This window comes from Actinomadura fibrosa (genome assembly GCF_900659615.1).
GTDB classification, from domain to species: domain Bacteria; phylum Actinomycetota; class Actinomycetes; order Streptosporangiales; family Streptosporangiaceae; genus Spirillospora; species Spirillospora fibrosa.
Map to the genome: position 1 here is coordinate 1 of NZ_CAACUY010000446.1, position 4,005 is coordinate 4,005.

Sequence of the window (4,005 nt, forward strand, 5' to 3'; positions counted from 1 at the left end):
GGCTGGCCCCGGACGCTGCTGGCCGTGGCCGCGGGCCTGCTGCTGTGGCCGGCGTTCCCGCCCGCCGACCTCACCCCCCTCGCCCCGGTCGCCGTCGCGCTGCTGACCCTCGCGCTGCGCGGGCAGGCCGCCCGCACCGGCGCGTGGCTCGGCTTCCTCGGCGGCGCCGCGTTCTTCCTGCCCGTCCTGGACGGCATCATCAAGATCGGCCCGGACGGCTGGATCCTGCTGAGCCTGGTCCAGGCGGCCTACTTCCTGCCCCTGGGCGCCGGGATCGCGCTGGTCACCCGGCTGCCCGGCTGGCCGGTGTGGACGGCCGCCCTCTGGGTCGGCGAGGAGGTGATCCGCGGCCGCGTCCCGTTCGGCGGGTTCCCGTGGGCGCGGCTGGCGTTCAGCCAGACCGCCACCCCGCTGACGCCCTACGCCTCCCTCGGCGGCGCGCCCCTGGTCACGTTCCTGACCGCCCTGGTCGGCGGGCTGCTCGCTTACGCCGCGGCCGCCGTCCTGCGCGCCCGCGCCACCGACCCTGCCGCGACGCCCGCCGCCGAGCCTGCCGCCACGTCCGCCGCGTCCGCCGAGACGTCCGCCGCCTCGCCTGAGCCCGCCGAGACCGGCGCCGACGAACCAGGCGCTCCCGAGGCCGGGGCGACCAAGGCGCCGGGCACACCGCGCGGTGGACGGTCCAGGACGGTGATCCGGCGGGCCGCCGTGCCCGTGGCGGTCGCGGTCGCGGCGATCGTGGCGATCATCGGCATCGGGGCGCTGATCCCCACCCCGACCGCGGGCCGCCCGGTGACCGTCGCGGTGATCCAGGGGAACGTGCCCCGGCTCGGCCTGGACTTCCTCGGCCAGCGCAAGGCGGTGCTGAACAACCACGTCCAGCGCACGCACGAGCTCGCCGCGCAGGTCCGCGCGGGCAAGGTCGCCCGGCCGGAACTGGTCGTCTGGCCGGAGAACGCCAGCGACCTGGACCCCTACACCGAGCCCGACGCCTACACCGCGATCGACGCCGCGGTGAAGGACGTCAGCGTCCCGGTGCTCGTCGGCGCGCTCACCGACACCCCCGACGGGACGAAGGTCGAGAACCGCGGCATCGTCTGGGACCCGCGCACCGGCCCCGGCGACTACTACGTCAAGCGGCATCCGGTGCCGTTCGGGGAGTACCTGCCGTTCCGGGACGTCCTGACCAAGCTGATCACGCGGTTCGAGCGGATCCCGCGCGACTTCGCCAAGGGCAAGCGGTCCGGGGTGATGCGGCTGGGGCCGGTGAACATCGGCGACGTGATCTGCTTCGAGGTGGCCTACGACAAGGAGGTCCGGGACGTCGCGCGCGGCGACGTGCTGGTCGTCCAGACCAACAACGCCACCTACGGCAGGACCAGCCTGCCGCCGCAGCAGATCGCGATGTCCCGGCTGCGCGCGGTGGAGCACGGCCGTACGATCTTGGTTGCCGCGACGAGCGGGATCAGCGCGATCGTCGCCCCGGACGGCCGCATGGTCGACCGGTCGCGGGAGTTCGTCCCCGACATCCAGGTCGCCCGCGTGCCGGCGCGCACGTCGCGTACGCTGTCGGACCGGCTGGGAGAGGCGCCCGAGTGGGCGCTCGCCGCGCTGGGCGCCGGGGCGGCCTGCGCGGCGGCGTGGTCATCATCCAGGAAGAACGAGGGGAATTGACACCGATGGAGATCCCAGCCGACCTCGGCCGGGTGCTCGTGATCATCCCGACGTACAACGAGCGGGACAACATCGAGGGCATCGTCGGCCGGGTGCGCGAGACGGCGCCGTCGGTGGACGTCCTGGTCGTCGACGACGCCAGCCCGGACGGCACCGGGGAGCTCGCCGACGAGATGGCCGCCGACGACGGGCAGGTGAAGGTCCTGCACCGCACCGCCAAGGACGGGCTCGGCGCCGCCTACATCGCCGGGTTCCGGTGGGCCGCCGAGCACGGCTACGACGTCATGGTCGAGATGGACGCCGACGGCTCGCACCAGCCCGAGGAGCTGCCGCGGCTGCTGGCCGCGCTGGAGGACGCCGACCTCGTCATCGGGGCCCGCTGGGTGCCCGGCGGCAAGGTGCTGAACTGGCCGAAGCGGCGCGAGGCGCTGTCGCGGGGCGCCAACACCTACGCGCGGCTGATGCTCGGGTTCCACCTGCACGACGCGACCGGCGGCTACCGGGCGTTCCGCGCCGCCACCCTCGACAAGATCGACCTGGACGGGGTCGAGTCGCGCGGCTACTGCTTCCAGATCGACCTGGCGCTGCGGGCCCTCCAGCAGGGGCTGCGGGTGGTGGAGGTCCCGATCACCTTCGTCGAGCGGGTGCACGGCACCAGCAAGATGAGCCGGGACGTGATGGCCGAGGCGGCGCTGCGGATCACCCAGTGGGGCGTGAACGACCGCGTGTCGAGGTTCCGCGGCCCCCGCTGAGCGCCCGCCCCGGGCCGCCCCGGAGGGAAACGTTCGGGGGCGGTCCGGCGTTGAACGGGATGGACGGCGCCGGGCGGTCCGGTGTCCCGCGACCCGAAGATGGAGCCATGCTGCCGCTCGTACTCGTGCTGGCGTTCCTGCTGACCCCGATCGTGGAGATCTTCACGATCATCCAGGTCGGCCACGCGATCGGCGCCTGGCCGACGGTCGGGCTGCTGGCCGCCGAGACGCTGCTGGGCGCCTGGATCGTCCGGCGGGAGGGCCGGCGCGCCTGGCGGGCGCTCCAGGAGGCCCTCCAGCGCGGGAGCATGCCCGAGCACGAGCTCGGCGACGCGGCGCTCGTCCTGGCCGGCGGCGCGCTGATCATGATCCCGGGGTTCGTCACCGACGTGGTGGGGCTGCTGTTCGTGCTGCCGTTCACCCGTCCGCTGGTCCGCCGGGCCCTGGCCGGGTACGCGGCGCGGCGGGTGCGGCAGGCCGAGGCGCGGTCGGCCGCGGTGTTCCCGCAGGGCCTGGGCGGCGGGCTGGGCGGCGGTCCCGGCGGCGGGTTCGGGCCGTTCGGGCCGGGGCCGGCGGAGCGGGACGGCGGCGCGACCCCGGCGGGCCCGGTGGTCCGCGGCGAGGTCGTCCACGACACGGCGGACGAGGACGAGCGCCCGTCCCGCACCTGACCCGGCCCCAGCGGTCCCAGCGGTCCCGGCGGTCCGGTGTCACGGGTCGCGGGTGACGAACAGCGCGCCGCCGAGCAGCAGGGCGGCGGCCGCGTAGGCGGCGAGGACCCCGAGCCCGGCCCACGGCCCGATCGCGAGCCGGTCCAGCGCCTTGGTGTACTGGATCGACAGGCCCGCCGGCATGGGCGCGATCTTCTCCAGCCGGTCGCGCCAGTGCTCGTCCCCGACGACCCGGGTGATCACCGGGGCGAGCCAGAGCAGCGCGAGGACGCCGGTGATCGCACCCGCGGTGTCGCGCAGCGCCGTTCCGGCGCCGAAGGACAGCAAGGCGACCAGGACGAGGTAGAGCACGGTGCCGGACGCGGCCCGCAGGGTGGGCCCGTCGGCGAGCGACAGCGGCGGGTAGCCGTTCGCGGCGGTGAAGCCCTGGCCGGGCAGCAGCAGCCGCCCGGCGGCCAGGGAGCCGAGGACCCCGGCTGAGGCCGCGACGGCGACGGTCCCGGTGATCACGGTGGCCTTGGCGAGCAGGACCAGGGCGCGCCGGGGGACCGCCGCGAGGGTCGCGCTGATCGTCCCGGTGGAGAACTCGCCGCCGATCGTGAGGACGCCGAGCACGACGGCCGCGACCTGCGCGATCTGGACGCCCGACAGGCTCAGCCTGGGCGTGTCCTCCTGGCATCCGGCGGGCGAGGGGCAGGCGGAGGTGTCGACGGAGCCGGTCACGGCCGCGCCGACCCCGGCCATCAGCACGGCGAGGCCGAGCAGCAGCCAGGCGCTGCTGCGCAGGGTCCGCAGCTTGGTCCACTCGGCGTGCAGCGCGTGCCGCAGCGTCGCCCCGCGGATGGCGGGGCGGACGGGGCCCGCCCGTCCCGGGACCCGCCCGGGCACGCCGTCCGACGCGCTCCCCG

The 4,005-nt window shown here is 75.5% G+C and carries 4 protein-coding genes; 3 read left to right on the top strand and 1 reads right to left on the bottom strand.

Annotated features, from left to right (window positions below; translation table 11 throughout):
- From lnt to E1300_RS48220, 3 genes are all read left to right on the top strand, one after another.
- Window positions 1-1,674: apolipoprotein N-acyltransferase (lnt, locus tag E1300_RS53190; protein WP_242619883.1), on the top strand; the 1,674-nt coding region annotated here is incomplete at its 5' end.
- A 5-nt stretch (window positions 1,675-1,679) separates the two neighbouring features.
- Window positions 1,680-2,426: a polyprenol monophosphomannose synthase gene (locus E1300_RS48215; protein WP_131763955.1), complete on the top strand. Its 747-nt coding sequence runs from the start codon at window positions 1,680-1,682 to the stop codon at window positions 2,424-2,426.
- A 107-nt stretch (window positions 2,427-2,533) separates the two neighbouring features.
- Window positions 2,534-3,097 (top strand): FxsA family protein, encoded by a 564-nt coding sequence (locus tag E1300_RS48220; RefSeq protein WP_242619884.1) that lies wholly within the window; start codon window positions 2,534-2,536, stop codon window positions 3,095-3,097.
- A gap of 39 nt (window positions 3,098-3,136) precedes the next feature.
- Here E1300_RS48220 and E1300_RS48225 read toward each other — a convergent pair.
- On the bottom strand, window positions 3,137-4,005 hold an 869-nt coding region (locus tag E1300_RS48225; protein ID WP_242619885.1), incomplete at its 5' end, for an ABC transporter permease.

Bases quoted from the DNA above. Each gene is read 5' to 3' on its own strand.
- E1300_RS48215 (WP_131763955.1), top strand. From the start codon at position 1,680: ATGGAGATCCCAGCCGACCTCGGCCGGGTGCTCGTGATCATCCCGACG.
- E1300_RS48220 (WP_242619884.1), top strand. From the start codon at position 2,534: ATGCTGCCGCTCGTACTCGTGCTGGCGTTCCTGCTGACCCCGATCGTG.